The sequence below is a fragment of the Rhodococcoides trifolii genome, assembly GCF_014635345.1.
In the GTDB taxonomy this organism is placed as follows: domain Bacteria; phylum Actinomycetota; class Actinomycetes; order Mycobacteriales; family Mycobacteriaceae; genus Rhodococcoides; species Rhodococcoides trifolii.
In genome coordinates, this window is the sequence record NZ_BMCU01000002.1 from 96,231 (window position 1) to 118,746 (window position 22,516).

A 22,516-nucleotide genomic window follows, 5' to 3' on the forward strand; every position below is an offset into this window, starting at 1 on the left:
TCTCACACCAGCCAGGCGGCCGAGTTGGGCGCCAGGCGTCCGTCCTCGGTCGGCGCGCTCGTCAGGAGCAGCTCGCCCGGTGGAAGCGGGATGGCGTCGTCTGTCGTGTTCAGTGCGCAGATCAGCCCACCGCGGCGTCGAAACGCAAGACACCCCGGCGGGCTGCCGTACCAATCGATGCCGCTGTGCGCGAATTCTGTTCGTGCCGAACGTAATTCGATCGCCGTGCGGTACAGGTTGAGAATGGAGTCGACGTCTTCGAGTTGCACCTCGACTGTCGACGACGCCCAGTCGGCCGGCATGGGGAGCCACGTCTGCGCGGTGGTGGAGAAGGCAAACGGGGGCGTCTCGCCCTCCCAGGGGAGGGGTACCCGGCACCCGTCGCGCCCACGCTCGGTGTGACCGGATCGTTCCCACACCGGGTCCTGCAGCACTTCGTCGGGTAGGTCGGCGTTCGGCAGTCCCAACTCGGATCCGTTGTAGACGAACGGAACTCCCGGGAGGGCGAGCATGAACAATGCCATCGCTCTGGCGCGCAGCAGCCCCACGGACCCGCCGCCGTACCGGGTCACCTCACGGGTGATGTCGTGGTTCGACAGCGTCCACGTCGGCGTACCTCCGACGCGTTCGACCGCGGCGATCGAGTTGTCCACGGCATCGCGGATGGCCGTCGCGTCGAAGGCCGCTTCGGCAAGCCGGAAGTTGAAGCCGAGGGTGAGCTCGTCGGGCCGCAGGTACTCGCCGAAGCGTTCGTTGTCCTCGACCCAGATCTCGCCGACAGTCATCGCGCCCGGGTACTCGTCGATCACTCGGCGGATACCGCGGTGGATCTCGTGGACGGACTCGTGATTGAAGCGGGGGTCGTTGTCGTCGTTCTTGAGGAGCTCGTTGACGGAGAGGTCCATGTCGGGAAGCCCGGCCGGTTTGGCCATCCCGTGTGCGACGTCGATACGAAATCCGTCGACGCCACGGTCCAACCAGAATCGCAGCGTGCGTGCGAGGTCTTCGGGAACTTCGGGGTTCTCCCAGTTCAGGTCCGGCTGTTCCGGTGCGAAGAGGTGGAGATACCACTGTCCGGGTTCGCCGGACGGCTCGACGACGCGGGTCCAGGCCGGTCCGCCGAAGATGCTGGGCCAGTTGTTGGGCGGCTGCGACCCGTCGCCCCGGCCGTCCCGAAAGATGTAGCGCGATCGTTCGTCGCTCCCTGCCGGTGCAGCCACGGCGGCCCGGAACCACTCGTGCTGGTCGCTCGTGTGGTTGGGGACGAGGTCCATGGTGACCTTGATCCCGCGTGCGTGTGCTTCGACGATCAGAGCGTCCATGACCTCGAGCGACCCGAACAACGGGTCGATGTCCCGCGGGTCGGAGACGTCGTAGCCGTGGTCCGCCATGGGGGAGCGCATGACAGGGCTGAGCCAGATGGCGCCGACACCGAGGAGTTCGAGGTAGCCCAGCTTGTCGCGGACACCACCCAGGTCGCCGACGCCGTCACCGTCGGAGTCGGCGAACGATCGGGGGTAGATCTGATAGAAAACCGCGTCCGTCCACCAGTCGTCTTCGGCCGCGCTGCCGCGCGGGGGTTCGGTCGCAGTACTCACAAGGGCTCATAGTGCCAAACGAGTCGTCCCCATCCCGCCGCCCCCGCCCGAGCCCGTCGGAAAATTTCGCCGATTCGTTTACTTGAATGATGCACAGTGACCGGTTCGTCATGTACTTTCATACCAATTTCCAAGAAAAGGTAAAGGAACGCGGATGACAAGTTCGGTTTTCGAGTCTGTGAGCTTGAACGATGTGGTGCTCCAACCGGCACCCATCGAGCCCACCTGGATTCTGGAGGGCAACCCGGTCGCACGGAGCGGCAAGTGGTCTCAGAGTCTCGACAGCAGTACCTCGACCTGGGTCTGGGACTGCACGGCCGGACGCTTCAACTGGTATTTCGACAGCGACGAGACCATCCACATCATCGAGGGTGAGGTCGTCGTTCGTGCCGCGAACGGGGATGCCCGCACACTGCGCGCCGGCGACGCCGCGCTGTTCGCGGCCGGAACGTGGGCCGAGTGGTACGTCCCGACCTACGTTCGCAAGCACGCCATCCTCCGCCCCCACTTGCCGAAGACCCTCTGGTTCACGATGCGCGTCATGCGCAAGCTCAAGGGCTCCAAGTCTGCGAAGGCGTTCGCCTGACGCTCGTCGCTACAGCGGTGAGTTGACCATCGACGCCGCCGCCATCTCGACGTACTCGACGAGAAGGCGGCGGTGTTCGTCGTCCATGGTGGCCGAGTCGATGGACGCGATCGCCGTCATCATGCAGCGAAGCCAGGCGTCCCGCTCGAGGGGTCCGATCCGAAACGGTGCATGGCGCAGACGTAGCCGCGGATGACCGCGTTCGTCGGAGTACGTCCGAGGCCCACCCCAGTACTGCTCCAGGAACATCCGCATGCGCCGTTCCGCGGGCCCGAGGTCCTCTTCGGGGTAGAGCGGGCGCACCACCTCGTCGCGGGCGATCTCCTCGTAGAACCGAGCGGTGAGCGCACGGAACGTCTCGGCACCACCGACGGCGTCGTAGAACGTCTGCTGCGGCTCGGTCATCGTGTCCGTCCTCCGGTTACTTGGTCAGGGTCTGCACGGGGCCGCCCGGGCGGCCATGGGGATACGGGGCAGCGATCGACGAGTCGTCGAACGCGTCCAGAATTGCCCGATGCAGACGACGTTGGACTGCCCATTGGCGGCCGGGTCGAACCTTGATGGTGATGCGGATGGTCACGGTGTCCGCGGTCACCGCGTTCACACCGAGCATTTCCGGTGCCTCGAGAACGTCCTCGTCGAAGTCGCCGCTCTCGATCACGGACTGCGTGGCTCGCTCGGCCACCTCGCACGCTTCGTCGATGTCGGCGCTGTGCGAGACGGGAAGGTCGAGCACCGCCACGGCGTGGCCCTGGCTCATGTTGCCCACACGCAGCACTTCTCCGTTGCGGACGTACCACAGGGTGCCCGACACGTCGCGCACCGTCGTGACGCGCAGGCCCACGGACTCGACGGTGCCGCTGGCCTCGCCCAGATCGACCACGTCGCCGACACCGTACTGATCCTCGAGGAGCATGAAGATGCCCGAGAGGAAGTCGCGGACCAGGTTCTGCGCGCCGAAACCGAAGGCAAGACCGACGATTCCTGCCGACGCGATGAACGGGGTCACGTTGATACCCACGATTGTGAGTGCCGAGAGTAGGAACCACACCAGGATCACAACGGACACAGCCGATTTGAGAACCGAGCCGATGGTGCGCGCACGCTGACTGCGGCGCTCGGTGAGAATCGACGTCTTCAGGCCGCTAGGAGCACGGTCCTTGAGGGGGCGAAGCATGGCCGGCGACCGATCCGACGGCTTTCGCCTGGTGGTGAACCTGTCGATGGTCCTGTGGAGAAGGAAGCGAATCACCAAGGCCAGAAGCAGATACCCGAGGATCTGCGCAGGACGTTCGATGAGCCAATTGCGGCCCGTGTCGGACAGTTGCAGGGCAAGGACAGCAGTCTGCTCGAAGGGATACACGCACAGAGTCTACGGATCCACTGCGATCGCGCCACCGAGTCCAGTGGGTGCGTCCGGTCACGGAACGTTCACCGAATGGACGACGCGGGGGCGCGGAATGAGCGTGCGCGCCGATCGGTTTCGTGGTGGACTGTGATGCATCTTCTCGAGCGCGTCGGCAGTGCCGCAACCAGTGACACCGGCCGTACCGCTACCGGTCACTGGAGGTGGCATGAAGAACAAGAGCCACAGGCATCGACAACTGGGGCCCGCTGACGATCGCTCGTCGGGGGCTTCCGCTCTTCATGCAGTACCGGACAGACCCGATGTATCCATCGGTCGAGTGTCCGACGCCCAAGTCGCCGAAGCGGACGCCATTGTCGCCGACGTGGTGGCCGGCGGCGCTCCGCCGATCTCCGACACGCCGCCCGCGGGTGACTCCGTTCCCGCCTGGGCCAAACGCCGCGTCCTGCTACTCAACGCCACGTACGAACCGCTGACCGCGCTCCCGATGCGCCGCGCCGTCGTGCTTCTCGTGTGCGAGAAGGCAGTCGTGGTCCACGACGACGAAGAGGGACCGTTCATTCGGTCCGCAGGACTGTCGGTCCAGGTTCCCTCCGTGATCCGGCTACGAACCTTCGTTCGCGTCCCCTACCGAGCGCGGGTCCCGATGACTCGGGCCGCTCTGATGCACCGCGACCGTTTCCGGTGCGCGTACTGCGGATCCAAGGCCGAGACGATCGACCATGTCGTGCCGCGAAGTCGCGGCGGCGAGCACTCGTGGGAGAACTGCGTGGCGTGCTGCGCATCGTGCAACCACCGCAAGGCGGACAAGCTGCTCTCGGAGATCGGGTGGACTCTGCGTGCTGCACTGGTGCCGCCGAAGGGCCCGCACTGGCGCCTGATCGCCAGTACCAAGGAACTCGACCCGACCTGGCTTCGGTACCTCGGCGAAGGTGCTGCGTGAGGCGGCGAAACCGCCGACCCCGGTAGCGCCGAAATTGCTCGAATCGGTTACCGTAACCGGCGTGAGCATCCTCGAGACGGCCCTTCTCTTCGGAGTCATACCCGTGGTCGCCATCATCGTCATCGGTGCGTGGAACATGGCACGGGCCAAGACCAACAACCCGAGCCCCAAGCCGTATCGGCTGGGCGACACCTGGGACCGCGATCCCATCCTGTGGAGCGCCACCGACGAGATCACCTCGTCGAGCCATCACAGCGGGCACGCCGAGCTCGACGCGGCGCCGGCAGATCTGATCGGAGGCACGGCAAGTGGCAAGTGGTGATCTGGTCAAGCAGAACATCTCCGAGGAGGACCTCCCGGTCGGCCACGTGCTGACCGCCAGCGGGCGCATCTCCGCGGTCCATCAGATCGGATCGCTCAACTCGCAGGAGCTGCCGTTCAGCACCGCCGAGCTGCTGCAGCTCGACGAGACTTTGGCCTTGGCAACCCGGTCGACTCGCATCCGCTTCAACGTCTACGTCGGTGACCTCGGGTCCGAGACCGCGGCCGGAGCCGACGCGCTGTTCCCGACGACGCCGGATGCGAACACCTCGGTGCTCGTGGCGGTGTCGCCCAACGAGCGTGCCATCGAGGTCCGCTCGGGCCGCAATGCGCACGTGAGCGATCGCGTCGCGCAGCTGGGCATCACCGCCGCCACCGCATCCTTTCGCGACGGCAACCTCATCGACGGTCTCGTCGCAGCCGTGCGGGTGATGAGCGCGGCCGTCATCGCGCCGTAGCCTTCGCCACCGACGACAAGTGCCCCTCACTCGCTTCCCGAGTGAGGGGCACTTTCGATAGATGGCGCAGACCCCGACCGGCCTCCGGTAGTGGGGGTGCCCCTGAGTCAGGGGCGCCCTCTACTGCGCGTCCGCGGCCCGCGCAGCGAGTGCGCGCACCACACCTGCGCGCCCCTCGATGACGAGACGACGCAGAGCCGGCGGGTGGTCGCCGTCGAGGAACGCGTCCGCCTTGGCGACCGAGTCCTCACTGATCGACCACGACGGATACAGCCCGATGACGACGGTCTGTGCGACCTCGCTCGACCGCCGCGCCCAGACCTCGGGGATGTCCTCGAAGTACCGGTCGACGAAGGACTCCAGGATGTCCCCCTGGCCCGGCTCGTCGAACCCGCCGATGATGGCGCGCGCGGTGATGTTGGGAACCGTGTCGTCTTCGACCACCCGCTTCCACACCGACTCCTTGACCGCCTTCTGCGGTCGGGCAGCCCGAGCAGCCGCCGCAGATCGAGCGCCGGCCGCCGTGTTGTCTTCTGCCGCAACGGAATCGATGAACGGTGACTGCTCACCGTCGGAGTCGATGGCACCGGCCGCGGCGAGAGCAGTGACGAGGCGCCACTTCAGATCGGTGTCGACGGTCAAGCCGCCGAGGCCCTGGCCGTCGACGTCCCCGTCGAGCAGCGCACGCAGGATGTCGGTGTGCCGCTCCTGTAGCGCCGACGATGCGAGCGCGTTGACGAACGCCAGTTGATGATCCGAACCGGCCTCGGCCGTTCGTGCGAGCTCCACGAGACTGTCCGCGAACTCCGGCCAGCCAGTGCTCTCCGCCCACTCCGGGTCACCGTAGGTACCCACGGCGGTCTGCGCCTGCAGCAGAAGGCGTTGCACGACACCGACTTCGGTCTCGGAACCGATGCCGCGCTCGATGAGCGCGACGAAGTCGCGTGCCTTCATCTCCGCCTGACGAGTCATCTCCCACGCCGCCGACCAGGCCAGGGTGCGGGGGAGCGAGTCCGCGATGTCGCCGATACGCGCGATCAGTGTCTCGAGCGATTCCGGGTCGAGCCGCACGGAGCAGTAGGTCAGATCGTCGTCGTTGACGAGCACGAGCTTGCCTCGGGATTCGCCGACCAGATCGGGGACTTCGGTGAGCTCCTGTACCAATAGGTCGAGCTCTACTCGCTTGGTGCGCACGAGCTTTCCGTTGTCGTCGTCGTCGTAGATGCCGACCGCGATGCGGTGCACACGTCGTTCACCCGCACCGGGCTCGGCGCCGTCCTGCCGGACGGAGAACGAGGTGAACTTGCCGGCGTCGTCGACCTCGAACTCGGGGCGAAGGGTGTTGAGCCCGGTCGTGCGCAACCACTGCGCGCCCCAGTCGGACAGGTCGCGGCCGGAGGACTTCTCCAGTGCCGACAACAGATCCGAGAACGTGGCGTTGCCGAACGCGTGCTCTTTGAAGTACGAGCGCAATCCGGCGAGGAAGTCCTCGATGCCCACGTAGGCGACGAGCTGCTTGAGAACACTCGCACCCTTGGCGTAGGTGATGCCGTCGAAGTTGACCTCGACCGCCGCGAGGTCGGGGATGTCCGCCGCGATGGGGTGCGTCGACGGCAGCTGGTCCTGGCGGTAGGCCCACGACTTCTCGACGTTGGCGAACGTGGTCCACGCATTGGTGTACTCGGTTGCCTCGGACTGGCACAGCACCGAGGCGAACGTGGCGAAGGACTCGTTGAGCCACAGATCGTCCCACCAGGTCATGGTGACGAGGTCGCCGAACCACATGTGCGCCATCTCGTGCAGCACGGTCTCGGCGCGGCGCTCGTAGCTGTACCGCGTGACCTTGGACCGGAAGACGTAGTCCTCGAGGAAGGTGACGGCGCCTGCGTTCTCCATGGCGCCGGCGTTGAACTCCGGCACGAACAGCTGGTCGTACTTTCCGAACGCGTACGGAGTGCCGAAGTTGCGGTGGTAGAACTCGAAACCTTGCTTGGTCTCGGTGAACAGACGCTCCTCGTCCATGTGCTCGGCGAGGGAGGCGCGGCAGTAGATGCCCAGCGGGATGGTGCCGTGCTCGTCCGAGTACTCGTCCGTCCACTCGGCGTACGGGCCGGCGATCAGCGCGACGAGGTACGTGCTCATGATCGGCGTGGTGTCGAAGACGTGCTCCCCGGCGGCGGGTTCTGCCGCGTGCGGCGCGTTCGAGATGACCTTCCAGCTGTCCGGCGCCGTCACCTTCAGGTCGAAGGTCGCCTTGAGGTTCGGCTGATCGAAGCAGGCGAACATGCGCTTGGCGTCGGCGGTCTCGAACTGGCTGTATAGGTAGACCGAATCGTCGGAGACGTCCACGAAGCGGTGCAGTCCTTCTCCGGTATGCGAGTAGACGCACTGCGCGTCGACGACGAGCTCGTTGGTGTCGGCGAGACCGGTGAGGGCGATGCCCGTGCTCTCGTCGTACTCGGAGACGTCGATGCTCTCACCGTTGAGGGTTGCCGAATTGATCTGTGACGCAACGATGTCGACGAACGTCGACGATCCCTCGGTCGCGCGGAAAGCGATGGACGTGTGCGATCCGAAGGTCTTCTCGCTGGGGTTTCCGGCGCCGTCGGTGAGGTCGAGCGCGATGCGGTAGGAGTCGACGGAAACGATGGAAGAGCGTTCCTCGGCTTGGTCGCGGGTCAAATTGGGGGCAACCACGTGTGGCCCTTTCTGTTCGTGTCGGGCTGGTCGTGATGTCCATCCCATCATGCCCAGCCGACAAGCGCGGGAGCACAATGGGAAGGCAACTACTTCGATGGAAGGATCCTTTGTGACCGACTCGGTACAGACGACCGGAAAAGACACCGCCGACTTCTGGTTCGACCCGCTCTGCCCGTGGTGCTGGATCACGTCACGGTGGATTCTCGAGGTGGAGAAGGTGCGCGACATCGACGCCAACTTCCACGTCATGAGCCTCGCCGTGCTCAACGAGGGCAAGGATCTCCCCGAGGAGTACGCCGAGATGATGAAGACAGCGTGGGGCCCGGTACGCGTGGCCATCGCCGCTGCGCAGGCTCACGGCGACGAGGTGCTTCTGCCGCTGTACACGGCGATGGGGACTCGAATTCACAACGAGGGCAACAGGAACTTCGACGAGGTCATCCCGCAGGCGCTCGCCGAGGCGGGCCTGCCCGCCGAGCTCGCCGACGCCGCGTCGAGCACGGACTACGACGAGGCGCTGCGCAAGAGTCACCACGAGGGCATGGATGCCGTGGGGCCGGACGTCGGTACGCCCACCATCCACGTGAACGGCGTTGCGTTCTTCGGCCCGGTCATCTCCCGGATCCCGCGCGGTGAGGAGGCCGGCAGGTTGTGGGACGCGTCGGTGACCTTTGCGTCGTACCCGCACTTCTTCGAGCTCAAGCGCACCCGCGACGAGGATCCGCAGTTCGATTAGGCGCTCCGCACACGGGTGTGAAAATGAGTTCAGGGGGACTCTTTTTCACACCCGTGTGGCGCAGCCGCCTCACACCGCGATCTCGCCGCCGAGGACCCGCGCCTCTCCATCCGCGAAGCGCGTAGCAGACCAGGCCGCGGCGATGGCGTCGAGCACGTCGTCCATGGCCGGGCCGGGGGGAATGGTGGCCATCGCGTCGACCAGGGTGCGAGGCGGAAGAAACGCGGACAGCGCTTTGATGCGCTGACCGGCGCCCTGTGCGGTCTTCTTGGACGCGGTCACCCCGTCGCCGATCACCCGGAACGTCGTCTCCGGATGTACCTCCACGATGCGTGTGCGATCGACGTCGGCCGCGATCCACGCCCGGATGGACGGCAGCAGATACCAGCTCTGCTTGCTGATCGCCTTGCCGGTGATCGCGCGAGACACCGCGCACGCCTCGACGTAGGTCTCGGTGTCGAGCACGGCGCGCACCGGCGTATGGAAGATCGACGACCGAGCCGGGCCGAGAAGAACTTTCGCTTCCAGCTCGCACGGCCGATAGCCGGTGTCGGGCATCTCGAGCGGCATGTCGACACCCACCGCGACGCATTCGGCGGTCACGTCGAGGACGTCGGAGACGGTCTGCGCCGCGTGCAGACGCAGGGTTGCCCCGTCCGTGATCGCCACGATCCACGCTCCGCGCGCCCCGTCGACGCCTGCATTCCATACGCGTTTCGGCACCTGTCAAACTTTAGGCATGCGCGTATACCTGGGTGCCGACCACGCCGGCTTGGAGTTCAAGAAGCAGATCATCGATCACCTCACGGCCGCGGGCCACGAGCCGATCGACTGCGGTGCGTACGAGTACGACCCGGTCGACGACTACCCGGCCTTCTGCATCGATGCTGCGCGGCGCACCGTCGCCGACCCGGAGAGCCTCGGCCTCGTTCTCGGCGGCAGCGGCAACGGTGAGCAGATCGCCGCGAACAAGGTCCCCGGCGCTCGCTGCGCGCTTGCCTGGAGCGTGGAGACGGCTCAGCTCGCTCGTCAGCACAACAAGGCACAGTTGATCGGCATCGGCGGCCGCATGCACACGCTGCCCGAGGCGTTGGCGATCGTCGACGCGTTCCTGTCCACTCCGTGGTCCGGTGAAGAGCGCCACCAGCGCCGTATCGACATCCTGGCCGAGTACGAGCGCACGGGCGTCGCGCCCGAGGTTCCCGGATCGCATGCCTGAGGGTCATACACTTCACCGCTTGGCCAAGCTCCACCAGAAGCGCTACGCAGGTAAACCTGTCGAATTGTCCTCTCCACAAGGACGTTTCGTCGACGGCGCGGAATGGGTATCGGGGCACGTCCTGAAGCGCGCAGACGCCTGGGGCAAGCATCTGCTGCACCGGTACGACAACGGCGCGACCGTGCACGTGCATCTGGGCCTGTACGGGAAGTTCTCGGAGCAGTCCGTGCCGATGGCCGATCCCGTCGGTCAGGTACGGATGCGCATGATCGGCGAAGAGTACGGAACCGACCTACGCGGGCCGACGGCGTGCGAGATCTACGACGACACCCAAATCGACGCGTTGATCGCGAGACTCGGCCCGGACCCGCTGCGCAAGGAGTCCGACCCGGACAAGGCGTGGAACCGAATTCACAAGTCCGCCATGCCGATCGGTGCCTTGCTCATGGAGCAGAACGTCATCGCCGGCATCGGCAACGTCTATCGCGCCGAGTTGCTGTTCCGGCATCGGGTCGACCCCTTCAAGCCCGGTAAGCAGCTCGGGTCGGGGGAGTGGGACGAGATGTGGACCGACCTCGTCGAGCTGATGAAGGTCGGGGTGCGGCGCGGCAAGATCATCACCATCGACAAGGAGTACGACCACGGCGATGCGCCCTACGGCCGCGGCGGTCGGGGTCGTCCCCGCACGTACGTCTACCGCCGCGCCGGCTCACCGTGCCGGGTGTGCGGCAACCCGATCTCCATTGCAGACATGAAGGGACGCAACCTGTTCTGGTGTCCGGTCTGCCAGACCAGCTGACGCTGCGGCTGCCCGAGCGGTGGGTCAGAAACCGCCGAAGTCTCCGCCACCGCCGAAGTCCCCGCCGCCGCCGAAATCCTGGCCGCCGTCGAAGCCGCCCTGGTCGTACCCGCCCTGGTCGCCTTGGTCGTACCCGCCTTGGTCGCCCTGGTCGTACCCGCCCTGGTCCTGCCCGCCCTGGTCCATGCCGTCTTGGTACCCGTCGCCGTACCCGCTCTCGAAGGCCTGCGCGTCGTACCCGACGCCTGACATGCCCGCGAACATGGCCGAGAACAGGAACATGGAGCCGACGCCCCAGGCGCCGGCAACCAACGCCGGCTTCCACCAGGGTTCGGAGTACCAGCCTGCGGGAACGGGCCGACCGGCCACGCGTCCACCGGGGTAGTAGTTGGGTGTGCGGTCGGACGGGTTGGGCGACGCCTCGACCTCGCGGCCCTCGAAATCGACTTTCCGAGTTTCGGTGACCGATCCGGCGCTGCGCTGACCGTCGATGCTGGGGACCTCCGGGCCGGGGTCCATTCCCATGGCCAGACGCGCGGCGCGAATGTAGTAGAGACCTTCGAGCGCAGTCTGCTTCGCCAGGCGAGCCTGGGCGGGACTTGCCGCCTGATCGATCTGGGACCCCGCGGCATTGAGTCGTTCGGAGGCGTCGGCGATGGCCTGCTTGGACGCGGTATCGGTCCCCACCAGGCTGTAGACCTGACCGCCCAGTCGCTCGATCGATTGACGCGCGTCCGCCTTGGCATCGTCGAGTTGTGTAGCGGTGGCACCCGCCTTGCGGCGTTGGGAGATCATGACCACGGCGACCACCGCGGCGAGGACGACCAATATCAGCAGCAGGCTGTTCATGCCGTTCAGGCTACCTGCGTCACTCCGGGACGTAGGAGATGGAAAGGCCCGAATTGGGTCCGTTCGGGACGCCCGTCGCGGTCGCCGTGCCGGGGGGCCGACGCAGGTCGTCCAGGACGGCCGACGCGGACAGAACATCGCCGACCTGCACAGTCACGGCACGGTCCAGTCGGCGGTTGGCGCCCCGTTTGCCTTGGCTGACGATTACCTTTCCGCTTCCACCCTTGTCGGTCGCACGGCGGCACATCGCGCGCATGTAGAAGCGGTTGTATTCACCTTCCGCCAGGGTCCGCGCCGAGGTGCGGGCGGTCGTCGAGGTCTTGAGGGCGCTGGTCCGCACCTCGAGGTGCCACAGCGAGCCGGGTACCGGCTCGAGAACCTGCTGGAGCGACAGTGGTGTGCCCTCGGCGAGAGCGCCTTCGAGCGCCTCGGTGAAGAGTCGTCGACCTTCGTCGTTCAGGCGATCACCGGTGTAGAGGCGTTTGCCTCTGCAGTCTGCCGAGTACTCTTCGAGCATCAGCTCACGTGTTCGGGCGTCGAGCTGAGGGAATTCGAAGGACGACATCCACTAACTGTCTCACGGATGCGCTGCGTTCACGTCCGTGTCAGCTCGGCCGGACCTTCCCAACCACAGCTGTCACATCCGGCGTACGACGCCGAGTGTTCGGACCCGTTCCGGATGGTGACCACGGTCTCGGCGGAACACGAACTGTTGCACATGGGACAGGTACCGACGAAGTTGGGTTCTGGGGTGTACATCGACAAGGGCGTGACCAAACCGCTCGGTGCACCCGTACCCGGGTGCACAAGGACTTCCGACACACGCGCGAACGCGCTCACGGGTGAGGATACCTGTGTCGTGGCCTATCGGCGGTACATCCTCGGTGTCGGCATCGGTAGGCTGATTCGTCGGCGCGGGAACAGTCGGTGGACCGACCCCCGTTCCGGCTCAGGAGAGGATTTCGATGCATGGCTGACAGTGCTCCCATCGCCGAGGCTGCGGCTGTGTTCGCCGGCCTCGGCAAGGTCGTCTATCGCGGGTCCACTGCGGACGACGTGTACGACGCGATCGCGAATGCTGCGGCGACGTTGGTGGACGGCTGCGATCACGCCAGCATCATGATGAGACAAGGCGATGTCTACCGCACGGTCGCTGCGAGCGACGATGTCGCCCGACAGGTCGACGAACTCGAACGCGCGACGGGAGAGGGTCCGTGTCTGGACGCGATCATCGACGAGTCCGCTCAGGTGGAGCCCGATTTCAGGGGTGTCTCGGAGTGGCCTCGACTGGCGCGCGCAGTGGTGGAGAGCACGCCGGTGCGCGGTGCGATGGGGTTCCGGTTGCTGATCGACTCACGCAAGGTCGGTGCGCTGAACCTGTTCACGGACACACCGGGCGTCTTCACGACGGAGTCGGTGGAGCAGGCAGTCCTGATGACGGCCTTTGCGTCGGTTGCGGCGACCGCCGTCGCGAAGGGCGAGCAGGCGGAATCGCTGCGGCAGGGAATGTTGAGTAACCGCGAGATCGGGAAAGCGATTGGGTTGCTGATGGCGTTGCACGACATCGACGACGACACGGCGTTCGATTTGCTACGGCGAACGTCGCAGGACATGAACGTGAAGGTCATCGAACTCGCGAGGCGAATAATCGAACAGCATCGAGGCGAAGGTCGAATCGGATGAACATCGTTGCAGGCGCAGAACCGTTCTCCGCGGACGGCGGCCCCGTCGGATTCGTCGTCAGTCACGGCTTCACCGGAAATCCCGCGTCGGTCCGCGGCTGGGCCGAGCACCTCGCCGGTGCAGGTTTCACAGTGCGTGCGCCGCGATTGCCGGGACACGGAACCACGTGGCAGGACGCCAACACCACCACGTGGCACGACTGGTACGGCGAGATCGAACGTGCCTACGACGACCTGGCGGCACGGTGCGACCACGTCTTCGCGGCCGGTCTGTCGATGGGCGGCACGTTGGTGACGCGGCTTGCCGAACAACGACAGGTCGCAGGTCTGGTGTTGGTCAATCCCGCGTTCGCGACCGAGCGGGTCGACGCCAAACTGGCCAAATACATTGCCTGGGCGGTGAAGTCGCGTCCCGCGATCGCCGGCGACATCAAGAAGCCCGGTGTGGTCGAGTCCGCCTACTCTCGAACCCCGGTGCCGGCGTTCGTGTCACTGCAGGAACTGTGGGCCGTGACGCGGGCCGACCTGGGCTTGCTCACGTGCCCGGTCACGCTGTTTCGCAGTATCGACGATCACGTCGTGGAACCGCTGTCGGGCAAGTTGTTGATCGAGAACGCCACTGCCACAACAGTGTCGGAGACCCTGCTGACGAACAGCTTTCACGTCGCGACGATGGACAACGATGCACAGGCAATCTTCGATGGAACGGTGGCGTTCGCGAACGACGCGCTCGGTCGCTGACCGTCGCCTACCGTCGCCTACCATCGACGAGGACGATGCGAGAGAGGGTCACATGTGATGCGCCGACGATCCGGACACCTCGAGGACGCCATTGTCGCTCTCCTCGGTGACAGCGAGCCGTTGCTCGTTGCCGATGTTCGTGATCGAATCGATCCGTCTCTTGCGCACACGACGGTCATGACCGCCTTGGTGCGCTTGACCGACAAGGGGTTGGTGGTCCGGGAGAAGCAGGGTCGCGCGTTCGCGTATTCGCTTGCTGCACCCGTCGATTCGCTACCGGCGTTGCGTGCTGCCCTGCGGATGCGTACCGAATTGGACGCCCGAACCGAGCGAGCGGACGTGCTGGCCAGTTTCGTTGCGGCGCTCGACCCCGAAGACGAGGCGACGTTGCTGAACCTGTTGTCGGAGTCCGCATCTCGCGAGCGCGACCACCCGTGATCGCGCTGGGAGCGGTCGCCACGGCTCCATGGCTGCTGTGTGTGCTGATGGCACGTGTGGTGCACCGGGGCGATCGGTGGCTGGTGCCGGCCACCGCGGTGATCGTGCTGCCGAGTGTCGCGCTCGTTCTCGCCGTCTCCGCGGCAGCTTCTGCGCTTGCCGTGGGGACCGTGTTGGTCACGGCCGGTTCTCGGTGGTTCTCCGTGATGGGTGTGGCGCTGCTCGCCCTCGTCGCCTGGAGGATCGTCGAAGTGTTTCGTCATCTGCTCCGCGTGCGGTCCAGCAGCAGAGCCGCGGCTGAATTCGGGCACCGTGCGGACCCGCGTACCCGACTGCTGGTCATCGACGACGACGAACCGGACGCGTTCGCAGTGGCGTCCGGTGGTGGCGCGGTGGTGATGACCTCAGGGCTCGTCGCGCAGCTGTCCGACGACGAAGTGAACGCGCTGGTACTGCACGAGCGAGCTCATCTGCGATACCGGCACCAGGTGTCGGTGCAGCTGACCGAAGTTGCCACGCAGCTGGTTCCACCACTTCGCGGTGCGTCGTCGGCGGTGCGTCACGCAGCGGAACGGCACGCCGACGAATGCGCCGCCCACGGGGATCGGCGGCTGGCCATGACGTCACTCGCCCGCGCCGCGCTGGTGTGTTCTCGCGGTACCGGCGGATCGGGGTCCGCCGCACTCGCGAGCACGGGGGGCGACGTCGTTCGCCGCGTTCGCGCGCTGTCCGGCCCGCCGCCGGCCCCGCAGCGGCGCATCGTCGTCGCCGTCGCGGTGGTTCTCGTGGTGTTCGCCTGCGCGCTGACCGCCGCGCTGGCCGACGTGGTGCAGGATGTGGTCTCCCCCGAATCGGGAGAGGTCAGCACCGACATGTTTCGGTGAACTATCCGTCCTCACCACTCGGACCGACGACCGAGTAGTCCTGGTCACCCCACGTTGCGGTCGCCCCCGAGTCGCCGATCAGATAGACCCCGACGATCGACGCGATGCCGGCCACGATGGACACCACTGCGACACCGGCTTTCAGTAGCGTCGGCGCTCCTGCCTGCCGTCGCTCGCGAAGGTGCAGGAATACCAGCGCGGCAGCGGCGACGACGAGTGCGATCGAGTAGTACAACATCGTGTCGCCGAGCTCGGTGTGCTTGTGGACGGCGGCGCTGCGCTCGACCCGCTTCTCCAGCCACTCCCCGGCGTCCGTGGTGATGGGTGTCATCACCAGAGTGACCACCGCAAGGACTGCGACCAGCCATACGAGCCGTCGACGTGCGGCGGGCCAGAGGCTGCACACGATTGCGAGGATTGCCGTCAGCGGGGCCAGGACCACGATGAAGTGGACGAGCAGTATGTGCGCGGGGAGGCCGTCGACAGTGGACATGTGTTGATACTACATATCTTGTAGTAGTTGGTCGATGGACGAATCGGGTTCGATCGTCACCGTCCGTACCATCTCGTGGAACTGGCGCGAGAACTCTTCCATGGTGTGCTCATCGAACATGTCCGTCGCGTACACGATGTCCACCGCCATGTCGTCCGCACCGTCGTGGCGCCGCTGCTCGGTGAGGTGAACGTGGATGTCGCAGTGCGCGACATCGGTCGGCCGAGGGTCCACGTGAACCTCCACGTCACCGATTCGAATCGACGACGGCGCAAATCGGTCCAGGGACAGTGCCACCTGAAAACAGGGATGGATCGACGGCGTGCGGGTGAATCCCACGGCGTCCACCATGTCTTCGAACTGCAAGTCGGTGTGGTCGAGCGCGCGGGCTTCGGTGCGCCGGGCGTCGTCGACGAGGGCGGCGAAGGTCGAGGCGGGCGACAACTCGGCCCGCAAGGCGACAGTGTTGACGAAGTTGCCCACGACGTCGTCGAGCATTGGATCATCGCGTCCTGCAACGGGTGTCCCGATCACCACTACTCGTTGGCCGGACCACCTGCCCAGCAACACCGCCAGAGCCGAACGCAGAACGGTGTACACGCCGGTGCCGCGCTTGCGGGCGAGAACCTCGATCGCATCGAGCGTCGTGCGGTCGAACGTCGACACCACCCGCGCGCCATGACCGGACCACACCGGCGGCCGAGGCCGGTCGGTCCGAAGGGTCAGGCACGCAGGAACATCGGCGAGTTCCTCGCGCCAGAAGGTGAGATCACCGGTGGTGTCGACATCCGCTCGCCAGACGCTGTAGTCCGCGTACGAGAGGGGGAGCGCCGGCAGCGCGTCCTGGATCCCGGCGGCGCGCGAGACGTAGAGCGCAGCCAGGTCGCGAGCCAGCACGCCCAGTGACCATCCGTCCGCCGCAATGTGGTGAATTGCGCAGGAGAGAACAACTTCGGTGTCGGACACGTCGAACACGGTTGTCACGATGGGCAACTCGGAGCGGACATCGAATCTGTGTTCCAGGACGGCCCGTATTGCTGTGTCCGAGAACGGTTCGAGCGGGCGGGACGACAGGGAGTCCGGCACCGGCAGCGTCACCTGTCCGCCGCCGTCGGGGTGCAGGGTGCGCAGACTCGCATGTCGTTCCAGCACGTCGCGCAGAGCGCCTCGAACAGCGTCGCGGTCGACGGTGCCGCGCACGGTGATCGTGAACGGCAGGTTGTATCGATCGGTCGCGATCGAACGATCGATGATGCGCTGAGAAGGAGACAGTGGTACGACCGCTCGTTCCCGTGCCGACCCCGGCACGGGCCGAGACAGCAATGCTCCCCGCGTTTCCTCGACACGTGACGCGAGCGCCGAGACGGTGGGTGCCTCGACGATGTCACGGACGCCGATCGACGCCGCCGCGTCGACGTTGACCCGCCCGACGACCCTCGTCGCGGCCAGGGAGTCTCCGCCGAGATCGAAAAAGGACGTGTGTACGTCCACCTCGTGCGATCCGAGCACCAGGGCGAAGGCGCCGGAGACGATAAGTTCCGTCGGAGTCGACGCCAAAACCGGTTCGACACCGCGTGTTCCGAGGTCGGGCGATGGCAGGGCCGCCACGTCGAGCTTGCGGTTGGGCGTCAGTGGGAGCGCATCGAGGACCGTGATCGAGGCCGGAATCATGTAGGACGGCAGGCGTGTGGCCAGGTGCTCTCGGACGAGGTTCTTGTCGATGCTGTCGCTGGTCGGCACCACGTACGACGCCAATGTCGGTAAGACGGATCTGGTGTCCAGCACGGTGGCAGAGAGGGCGACACCGGGTGCATCTCCGAGCGCGGAGTCGATCTCTCGCAGCTCTATTCGGAACCCGCGCAACTTGATCTGATCGTCGGTGCGGCCGAGAAATTCGAATGCACCGGACGCCGTCGCCCGCGCGCGATCACCGGTCCGGAACATACGCGCCCCTCCGGTCGGTGCCGCCACGAACCGGCCCGCCGTCTGCGCTGCGGCACCGACGTATCCCCGTGCGACAGCGGGGGAGACGATATAGAGCTCGCCCACGGCCCCGACGGGGACGGGACGCAACCGACGGTCGAGCAGAATCGCCGTCACGCCGACCATGGCCCGCCCGATGCTCACGGGCCGGCCGGGCACCAGCGGGTCGGTCAGGGTGACACTGCACGTCGTCTCGGTGGGGCCGTACGCATTACGCATGGTCGCACGCCCGGCCCAGCAGTCGACGAGCGACGGTGGGCACACCTCTCCGCCCACGATGAGCCCCGACAGGTCGTCGAGCGGTGCCGGGTCGACGGTGGCCAAAGCGGACGGAGTCGCGAACAGATGTGTGACATGTTCTCGTGCAAGCAGTTCGGTCAGTTCTCCGCCGCCGTACACGTGGTCGGGGATCACGACGACCGTGGCGCCGGCCAGGGCCGCCGACAAGACTTCGACCAGTGCCGTGTCGAATCCCGGTGCCGCGAAGTGCGACACCCGCGACGACGAGTTCAAGCCGTAGCTCGCGCGCATTTCCTCGGCGAGCCCGGCGAGCCCGGCGTGGGTCACGACAACACCTTTGGGCCGCCCGGTCGAACCGGACGTGTAGATCACGTATGCGGCGTGGTCTTCTCGGACGGGTGCCGATTTGTTCAGCGGTGCTACACCGTCGTCGACGCAATCCACGTGCAACCAGGGGATGAGCGCGGTGCGATCCGTCGACCGGCCGTGCGTCGTCAGCCCACGGACCGCCCCGCTGTCGGTCACCATGAACGCTTCCCGCTCGGGCGGTGCCAGCGGATCCAACGGCAGGTACGTCGCTCCGGATGCAGCCACCGCCCACAATGCGAGGACCGACTCGAAGGAACGCGGAATCGATACGGCAACACAGTGTTCGGGCCCGATACCGTCACCGACCAACCGTGCGGCGAGCCGGTCGGATCGATCGTGCAACTGCCGGTAGGTCCATCGCTGCCCGCGGTCGGTCACCGCGGTCGAGTCCAGCGAACCGGGCAGGGAAGACGCGAGAAGGTCGGATAGCGAACGGTTGTCGATGACGTCTCGACCGTGATGCGGCGCGGCCAGGTCGTCGACGAGGTGGAGCGGCAGATCGGAAATCGCTCTGTCGTCGCCGTGCTCGTCCGACCAGCTGCGCAGAAAGTGCAGAAAGCGTCGGTGATGTGTGGACAGGTCCGTGATGTCGTACGTTGCGGGGTTCGCCTCGAAGTCCACTCGCAGCGTGCTGTCGGCGGCGCCGGGGTAGATGTTGAGCGCGAGATCCGTTGTGGGACCGGTGGTCAGGATGTGAACGTCGCCCGTCACGTCGCCGAGCGAGACCTGCCGGTCGAACATCATGACGTTGACCACGGGGCCGAAACGGCCCGACGCGAAGCCGCCGGAATCGGGACGGTATCGCTGGTGCCGAAGCACGCCGAAGACCGCGGTCTCGACATCCTTCATCGCACTTCCCACCGTCCCTGCGCCGATGCCGGTGAGCCGGAGCGGAACGACGTTCGACACCGTTCCCGCCGCACGTCGCAGCGTCGCGTCGGTTCGTGCCGACACCGGAAGCGCGAGAACGACATCGTCCGTGTCGGTCATCCGGGCGAGGTACGCCGCGAACGCTGCGATCACGACGGTGGACGGTGCCCGTGAGGTACGTGACAGTGCGAGGTCCAGATCGGTGTCGAGAACGCAACCCACGCGCAGGGTCGACGCAGTGGGCTCACACGGCGAGGCGGTCAGTGTGACGGCGGGTGGAAGGTCGGCGACGACGGCTGTCCAGAAGTCTCGGTCCCGCTGGTGGCGGCTCGACGCGCGATATCTGTCGTCGGCCGACGTCAGTGTGTCCACATTGGGTGTTCGAAGAGGTGGGAGTTCGCCGCTCTGCAGTACTTCGCCGTAGTTCTCGGCGAGTCGACGCAGGAGCATCATGCCGGCGTATCCGTCGAGAGCGATGTGGTGTGCGCGGGTGTACCAGAAGCACCGCGCGTCACCGAGTTTCACGATGGCGCAACGGACCAGCGGTCCGTCGAGCGGCATCGGACCCGACGCGTCGGCGGTCATCCAGCGGGCAGCAGCGGACTCGGGATCGTCGTCGCCGGAGCAGTCGACGATCGTCGGAATGTCGACTGCGTCGTCCGCGTACGTCACGTGCGGGACCCCGTCGACGGTGACGACGCGCATCGACGAGCACCCGAACTCGGCCAGCACCAGTGAGGCGCAGGCCGACAGGAGGGCGTGGTCGACGCTCCCCACCAGGTCGACGTAGTACGCGATGGTGAAGGGAATATGGGGTTCGAGTTGCTGGGCGTACCAGATGTCGGACTGTGCGGAACTGAGAGACATGGGCGCCGAGGTCACCGACCATCCCCCTTCGCCCACGAATTACTACATGATCTGTAGTAATCAAGATAGCGCACGGCCATCCGAACGGTGGACAGCGCCGAGTCGCCACCGACGGGAGACGCAGGCAGGACCGAGTCTGCCCGCGACTCCCGTCGCCGGGCGATCAGGTCAGCGAGACGAGCTGCGTGATGTCGTCGTTGGGGAGACCGCCCTGCACGACGGCGGTCACGACGGAGCTGTTGAGAACGATGCCGCCCTTGTGGTTGTCGAGGAACGCGGTGTCGGCTGCGTCGCGACCGGTGGCGATGCGCACGAGGGTCTGACGCGGCGCGAGGCACGTCGCGTCGACGACGCGCCACTGGCCGCCGACGAAACCTTCGGCGACGGCGTGGAAGTCCATCGGGTCGCACCCGGGTGCGTACACGGCCACGAGGCGGGCCGGCACGTTGAGCGCGCGCAACATCGCAACGACGAGGTGGCTGTAGTCGCGGCACACGCCGGCGCCGGCCAGGAGGGTGTCGGTTGCGCCGTCGATTGGGTCGCTGCTACCCGGTACGTAGTCGAGGCGATTGCCGACCCACGCGGCAACCTTGGCCAGCAGATCCTCGGAATCGGCGTAGTCGCCGAATTCCGTTGCCGCGAAACCGAAGAACTTGTCGGCTTCGGCGTAGCGGCTGGGACGGAGGTAGACGCTCATGTCGTAGTCCGTGACGGGAGCAGGAGTCGTGTTGCCGACGATCGTGGCGTCGTAGGCCACCTGCAGGTTGCCCACGCCGGCCGGGAACACGTGGATACGGTTTCCGTGCGGGCCGCTGACTTCCTTGGCTTCGATCTTGGTTCCGTCGAGAACGAAGGAGAGGGACTCGGTCACCTGCGTGTTGGGGTGCGGTGCAATGGCGATCTGAAATTCGAGGGTGGTGTCGCCGGTGATGTCGACATCGAGGCGTGCGGACACGTCGCGGGTAAGCATGGGATCTCCAGGTTCGGTGTGGTCGGTGAACAGCGTGCACGGAATGGGGCCGGGTGCTTCGACCGAGGTGTGCTCTAGCAGGGTATTCGATGTGAGGGCCCGCCCCTACCAGTCGTGAGCAAGACTCAGGACACGGGGGTGGCGCTGTTGCGGCGAGCAAGACCCTTGCGGTCGTAGTACCAGACCGTGACCGCTCCGAACGTCAGCCCGATCGACAAGCCGACGAACGTCGCCGACAACCCGTGGGTGAGACCCGCATCCGCACGTGCGTCGAAATACAGGATCGATCGCACGGCGACGAAGACCTGGTGCATGGGCTCGAATTGCGCGAGCCAGCCGAAGATCCTCGGTGTTGCCTCCAACGGAATGGTCGCTCCAGCGGACGGCAGTCCGAGGACGATGAAGAGAATCAGATTGATGAGAAGACCGGCTGTGCCGAACACCGACACGATCGACGTAGCCGTGATTCCGACCGCGGCAATGGCCAGCGCACCGTACATCCACAGCAGCAACGAATGTGGTGAAGGCATGCCCAGGCTTGTCGAGATCCACAGATACAACGCGGAGACGATCAGCCCGATCCCCACCATGATCACCCATTTGACGAACATGGTCTGTAGCCGTGAAATCGCGGCTGTCTGCCGGTGTTTGAAGAACGGGCCGTATTCGGTGGGGGTGAAGCCCAACGCACCGTCGACCAAGGCGCTCACCACCATCGCACCCGTGAACCCGGCCAGCAGCAGCAACAAGGCGTAGTAGAACGCAGCCAGTCCCAGGCCGGTTCCGTCGGGCAAGGGGTTGTACGGCGTGACGATGACGTCGATGGGCTGGGCCAAGGTGAGTGCAGCGGCACCGGATATCGGCTCGGTCACCGTATCGCCCACCGTTTTCGTCACCTGCTGTCCCACAGTGGTATTGGCGGCATCGAGGGCCTCGTCGCCGATGGTGGTCACGAGCGAGGATGCGAGCGTGCCGGCTCGGGGGTTGGTCAGGACGGTGATGACCGGCTTGTCGACTTCACCCGAGACCACGCCGGCCTCGGCCAGAATCACCATCCGTTTGGTGAAGTCGCTCGGAACGACGATGGCGCCGTACAGGTCTCCGCTTGCCATCCCGTCCTGCGCCTGCGCGATACCCATGGGTTGCAGGTCGACCTTGCTCGAGTCGATACCCGAAACGAGGCCGTCCGCGATCTGCCGTCCGAAGTCCGCCGGCTGACCGGAGGGAAGGGTGTCACCTTCGTCGCTGTTCACGAGCGCAACGGGGAAGTCGTGGAGGCTCTTCTTCGGGTCGACGATGCCGCCGATGTAGAGGGCGGACAGCAGCGACATCAGCAGCGCCACCACGACGGTCGGTATCAGCCAGAACCTGACGGTCTTCACTGCGTTCACGTCACTCCACTCG

22 protein-coding genes are annotated in these 22,516 nt (G+C 65.8%); 11 read left to right on the forward strand and 11 right to left on the reverse strand.

The window, feature by feature from the left end; all coding sequences use genetic code 11:
* Positions 1-2: 2 nt before the first annotated feature.
* Positions 3-1,598: a glycoside hydrolase family 13 protein gene (locus tag IEW02_RS07475; protein WP_188544204.1), complete on the reverse strand. Its 1,596-nt coding sequence runs from the start codon at positions 1,596-1,598 to the stop codon at positions 3-5.
* Positions 1,599-1,752: 154 nt separating this feature from the next.
* Between IEW02_RS07475 and IEW02_RS07480 the strand changes: the two genes are divergently transcribed.
* Positions 1,753-2,184: a cupin domain-containing protein gene (locus tag IEW02_RS07480; RefSeq protein WP_188544205.1), complete on the forward strand. Its 432-nt coding sequence runs from the start codon at positions 1,753-1,755 to the stop codon at positions 2,182-2,184.
* 9 nt (positions 2,185-2,193) lie between these two features.
* On the opposite strand, the gene IEW02_RS07485 is transcribed toward IEW02_RS07480, so the two are convergent.
* Both IEW02_RS07485 and IEW02_RS07490 read right to left on the reverse strand, forming a co-directional pair.
* A complete protein-coding gene (locus IEW02_RS07485; RefSeq protein WP_188544206.1) occupies positions 2,194-2,589 on the reverse strand; it encodes a globin in 396 nt (131 codons plus the stop codon).
* Between the two features lie 16 nt (positions 2,590-2,605).
* Complete coding sequence (locus IEW02_RS07490; protein ID WP_229745876.1) at positions 2,606-3,547, reverse strand: mechanosensitive ion channel family protein; 942 nt, start codon at positions 3,545-3,547, stop codon at positions 2,606-2,608.
* A 370-nt stretch (positions 3,548-3,917) separates the two neighbouring features.
* On the opposite strand from IEW02_RS07490, the gene IEW02_RS07495 reads away from it, so the two are divergent.
* From IEW02_RS07495 to IEW02_RS07505, 3 genes are all read left to right on the forward strand, one after another.
* Complete coding sequence (locus tag IEW02_RS07495) at positions 3,918-4,493, forward strand: HNH endonuclease (protein ID WP_308933177.1); 576 nt, start codon at positions 3,918-3,920, stop codon at positions 4,491-4,493.
* A 61-nt stretch (positions 4,494-4,554) separates the two neighbouring features.
* Positions 4,555-4,815: an aa3-type cytochrome oxidase subunit CtaJ gene (ctaJ, locus tag IEW02_RS07500; RefSeq protein WP_188544207.1), complete on the forward strand. Its 261-nt coding sequence runs from the start codon at positions 4,555-4,557 to the stop codon at positions 4,813-4,815.
* Positions 4,802-5,272 (forward strand): DUF5130 family protein, encoded by a 471-nt coding sequence (locus tag IEW02_RS07505; RefSeq protein WP_188544208.1) that lies wholly within the window; start codon positions 4,802-4,804, stop codon positions 5,270-5,272. Before ctaJ ends, IEW02_RS07505 begins: the two co-directional genes overlap by 14 nt.
* Before the next feature lie 120 nt (positions 5,273-5,392).
* Here IEW02_RS07505 and pepN read toward each other — a convergent pair whose 3' ends face one another.
* Entirely contained in the window at positions 5,393-7,969 is a 2,577-nt protein-coding gene (gene pepN / locus IEW02_RS07510) for an aminopeptidase N (RefSeq protein ID WP_188544209.1), read from the reverse strand.
* Between the two features lie 112 nt (positions 7,970-8,081).
* Between pepN and IEW02_RS07515 the strand changes: the two genes are divergently transcribed.
* Entirely contained in the window at positions 8,082-8,708 is a 627-nt protein-coding gene (locus tag IEW02_RS07515; protein WP_229745878.1) for a mycothiol-dependent nitroreductase Rv2466c family protein, read from the forward strand.
* A gap of 69 nt (positions 8,709-8,777) precedes the next feature.
* Here IEW02_RS07515 and IEW02_RS07520 read toward each other — a convergent pair whose 3' ends face one another.
* The gene (locus tag IEW02_RS07520) at positions 8,778-9,431 is read right to left on the reverse strand and encodes a DUF429 domain-containing protein (RefSeq protein ID WP_188544211.1); all 654 of its coding nucleotides are present in this window, start codon (positions 9,429-9,431) and stop codon (positions 8,778-8,780) included.
* Positions 9,432-9,447: 16 nt separating this feature from the next.
* Here IEW02_RS07520 and IEW02_RS07525 point away from each other — a divergent pair, with 16 nt between their 5' ends.
* Together IEW02_RS07525 and IEW02_RS07530 are read left to right on the forward strand one after the other, a co-directional pair.
* A complete protein-coding gene (locus IEW02_RS07525) occupies positions 9,448-9,927 on the forward strand; it encodes a ribose-5-phosphate isomerase (RefSeq protein WP_188544212.1) in 480 nt (159 codons plus the stop codon).
* Complete coding sequence (locus IEW02_RS07530) at positions 9,920-10,726, forward strand: Fpg/Nei family DNA glycosylase (protein ID WP_188544213.1); 807 nt, start codon at positions 9,920-9,922, stop codon at positions 10,724-10,726. The genes IEW02_RS07525 and IEW02_RS07530 overlap by 8 nt, the downstream gene beginning before the upstream one ends.
* A gap of 24 nt (positions 10,727-10,750) precedes the next feature.
* On the opposite strand, the gene IEW02_RS07535 is transcribed toward IEW02_RS07530, so the two are convergent.
* Positions 10,751-11,575, reverse strand: a complete 825-nt coding sequence (locus IEW02_RS07535; protein WP_188544214.1) for a DUF1542 domain-containing protein — start codon at positions 11,573-11,575, stop codon at positions 10,751-10,753.
* A gap of 19 nt (positions 11,576-11,594) precedes the next feature.
* On the reverse strand, positions 11,595-12,140 hold the full coding sequence (locus tag IEW02_RS07540) for a hypothetical protein (RefSeq protein ID WP_188544215.1): 546 nt from the start codon (positions 12,138-12,140) through the stop codon (positions 11,595-11,597).
* Positions 12,141-12,544: 404 nt separating this feature from the next.
* Here IEW02_RS07540 and IEW02_RS07545 point away from each other — a divergent pair, with 404 nt between their 5' ends.
* The 4 genes from IEW02_RS07545 to IEW02_RS07560 are packed head-to-tail and all read left to right on the forward strand — an operon-like array spanning position 12,545 to position 15,320.
* Positions 12,545-13,258 (forward strand): GAF and ANTAR domain-containing protein, encoded by a 714-nt coding sequence (locus IEW02_RS07545; protein WP_188544216.1) that lies wholly within the window; start codon positions 12,545-12,547, stop codon positions 13,256-13,258.
* Positions 13,255-13,998 (forward strand): alpha/beta hydrolase, encoded by a 744-nt coding sequence (locus IEW02_RS07550; RefSeq protein ID WP_188544217.1) that lies wholly within the window; start codon positions 13,255-13,257, stop codon positions 13,996-13,998. The genes IEW02_RS07545 and IEW02_RS07550 overlap by 4 nt, the downstream gene beginning before the upstream one ends.
* A 57-nt stretch (positions 13,999-14,055) precedes the next feature.
* Entirely contained in the window at positions 14,056-14,436 is a 381-nt protein-coding gene (locus IEW02_RS07555) for a BlaI/MecI/CopY family transcriptional regulator (protein WP_188544218.1), read from the forward strand.
* Positions 14,433-15,320, forward strand: coding sequence for a M56 family metallopeptidase (locus tag IEW02_RS07560; RefSeq protein WP_188544219.1), 888 nt, complete (start codon positions 14,433-14,435; stop codon positions 15,318-15,320). Before IEW02_RS07555 ends, IEW02_RS07560 begins: the two co-directional genes overlap by 4 nt.
* Before the next feature lies 1 nt (position 15,321).
* On the opposite strand, the gene IEW02_RS07565 is transcribed toward IEW02_RS07560, so the two are convergent.
* From IEW02_RS07565 to IEW02_RS07580, 4 genes are all read right to left on the reverse strand, one after another.
* On the reverse strand, positions 15,322-15,813 hold the full coding sequence (locus tag IEW02_RS07565) for a DUF2231 domain-containing protein (RefSeq protein WP_188544220.1): 492 nt from the start codon (positions 15,811-15,813) through the stop codon (positions 15,322-15,324).
* A gap of 9 nt (positions 15,814-15,822) precedes the next feature.
* Positions 15,823-20,157 carry a non-ribosomal peptide synthetase gene (locus IEW02_RS07570; RefSeq protein ID WP_188544221.1) on the reverse strand — a complete coding sequence of 1,445 codons (4,335 nt, stop codon included), beginning with the start codon at positions 20,155-20,157 and terminating at the stop codon, positions 15,823-15,825.
* A gap of 148 nt (positions 20,158-20,305) precedes the next feature.
* Positions 20,306-21,112, reverse strand: a complete 807-nt coding sequence (locus IEW02_RS07575; protein ID WP_188544222.1) for a transglutaminase-like domain-containing protein — start codon at positions 21,110-21,112, stop codon at positions 20,306-20,308.
* 125 nt (positions 21,113-21,237) lie between these two features.
* Positions 21,238-22,503: a DUF3533 domain-containing protein gene (locus tag IEW02_RS07580; RefSeq protein ID WP_308933165.1), complete on the reverse strand. Its 1,266-nt coding sequence runs from the start codon at positions 22,501-22,503 to the stop codon at positions 21,238-21,240.
* Positions 22,504-22,516: the final 13 nt, after the last annotated feature.

Excerpts from the sequence above, each read along its gene's own strand:
- IEW02_RS07480 (WP_188544205.1), top strand. The coding sequence starts at position 1,753 with ATGACAAGTTCGGTTTTCGAGTCTGTGAGCTTGAACGATGTGGTGCTC.
- IEW02_RS07485 (WP_188544206.1), bottom strand. The coding sequence starts at position 2,589 with ATGACCGAGCCGCAGCAGACGTTCTACGACGCCGTCGGTGGTGCCGAG.
- IEW02_RS07525 (WP_188544212.1), top strand. The coding sequence starts at position 9,448 with ATGCGCGTATACCTGGGTGCCGACCACGCCGGCTTGGAGTTCAAGAAG.
- IEW02_RS07530 (WP_188544213.1), top strand. The coding sequence starts at position 9,920 with ATGCCTGAGGGTCATACACTTCACCGCTTGGCCAAGCTCCACCAGAAG.
- IEW02_RS07535 (WP_188544214.1), bottom strand. The coding sequence starts at position 11,575 with ATGAACAGCCTGCTGCTGATATTGGTCGTCCTCGCCGCGGTGGTCGCC.
- IEW02_RS07540 (WP_188544215.1), bottom strand. The coding sequence starts at position 12,140 with ATGTCGTCCTTCGAATTCCCTCAGCTCGACGCCCGAACACGTGAGCTG.
- IEW02_RS07545 (WP_188544216.1), top strand. The coding sequence starts at position 12,545 with ATGGCTGACAGTGCTCCCATCGCCGAGGCTGCGGCTGTGTTCGCCGGC.
- IEW02_RS07550 (WP_188544217.1), top strand. The coding sequence starts at position 13,255 with ATGAACATCGTTGCAGGCGCAGAACCGTTCTCCGCGGACGGCGGCCCC.
- IEW02_RS07555 (WP_188544218.1), top strand. The coding sequence starts at position 14,056 with ATGCGCCGACGATCCGGACACCTCGAGGACGCCATTGTCGCTCTCCTC.
- IEW02_RS07565 (WP_188544220.1), bottom strand. The coding sequence starts at position 15,813 with ATGTCCACTGTCGACGGCCTCCCCGCGCACATACTGCTCGTCCACTTC.
- IEW02_RS07575 (WP_188544222.1), bottom strand. The coding sequence starts at position 21,112 with ATGCTTACCCGCGACGTGTCCGCACGCCTCGATGTCGACATCACCGGC.